This window comes from Vibrio sp. 779(2023), from assembly GCF_033344285.1.
In the GTDB taxonomy this organism is placed as follows: Bacteria; Pseudomonadota; Gammaproteobacteria; order Enterobacterales; family Vibrionaceae; genus Vibrio; species Vibrio alginolyticus.
Genome location: NZ_JAWPOM010000116.1, coordinates 1 through 1342, shown reverse-complemented (window position 1 = coordinate 1342; position 1342 = coordinate 1). Strand labels below are relative to the sequence as shown.

General features: G+C 50.5%; 1 protein-coding gene. It reads left to right on the top strand.

Annotated features, from left to right (window positions below; genetic code table 11):
* On the top strand, nt 1–1342 hold a 1342-nt coding region (locus R8O70_RS25385), incomplete at both ends, for a fructose-specific PTS transporter subunit EIIC (RefSeq protein WP_318184480.1).

Here is a 1342-nt window from a genome sequence, read left to right as displayed (position 1 = left end):
TATTGCTCCAACGCCGCTGACAGACGCTGACATTGAGCAAGCTGACGCGATCGTAATCGCGGCGAACACCACCGTTGATACTTCTCGTTTCGTAGGTAAAAAAGTCTACCAAGCAGAAATCAGCGCGGTGGCAAAAGACGCTACCGCATTCTTAACGACCGCAGTCGAAAGTGCAGCAACACTTGAACAAGCAACCACAGTTGAAGCGCCTGTCGAAAGTGCTTCTGCAACCAAGAAAATCGTCGCTATTACGGCATGCCCTACTGGTGTTGCACATACCTTCATGGCAGCAGAAGCGTTAGAAGAAGAAGGCAAACGCCGTGGTCACCAAATTAAGGTGGAAACTCGTGGCTCTGTTGGCGCGAAGAACCAACTAACTGACCAAGAAATCGCAGATGCGGACTTGGTTATCATTGCCGCGGACATCGAAGTGCCACTTGATCGCTTCAACGGCAAAAAAATGTACCGTACAAAGACTGGCCCAGCTCTGAAGAAAACCGCTGAAGAGATGGACAAAGCGTTCGAACAAGCAACGATTTACCAACATTCAGGCGCTGCAAGTTCTGCTTCGGCAACAGACGAGAAGAAAGGCGCATACAAACACCTAATGACGGGGGTTTCGCACATGCTTCCTGTCGTCGTCGCAGGTGGTTTGATCATCGCCCTATCGTTCGTATTCGGCATTGAAGCATTTAAAGAAGAAGGTACATTGGCAGCCGCACTAATGACCATCGGCGGCGGCTCTGCGTTTGCACTGATGATCCCTGTGCTTGCTGGTTACATTGCCTTCTCAATTGCTGACCGTCCGGGTCTGGCTCCGGGTCTTGTTGGTGGTATGTTGGCAAGCTCTACTGGCGCTGGTTTCCTTGGTGGTATCGCGGCTGGTTTCATCGCAGGTTACGCAGCGAAGCTCCTAGCAGATAAAGTAAAACTTCCTCAATCAATGGAAGCATTGAAACCGATTCTGATCATCCCGTTTGTTGCGACGCTATTTACGGGCCTTGTGATGATCTACATCGTTGGTGGTCCGGTTTCTGGCATCATGAATGGTCTGACTGACTTCCTAAACAACATGGGTTCAGACAGCGCCGTTCTACTTGGTATTATCCTTGGCGCAATGATGTGCTTCGACTTGGGTGGCCCGGTAAACAAAGCAGCTTACGCATTCGGTGTAGGTCTATTGGCTTCTCAAACTTACGCACCAATGGCTGCAATCATGGCGGCAGGTATGGTGCCGGCGCTAGGTATGGGTCTGGCCACTTTCCTAGCGAAGAACAAGTTTGAACCAAACGAGCGTGAAGCGGGCAAAGCATCATTCGTGCTAGGTCTGTGCTTTATCTCT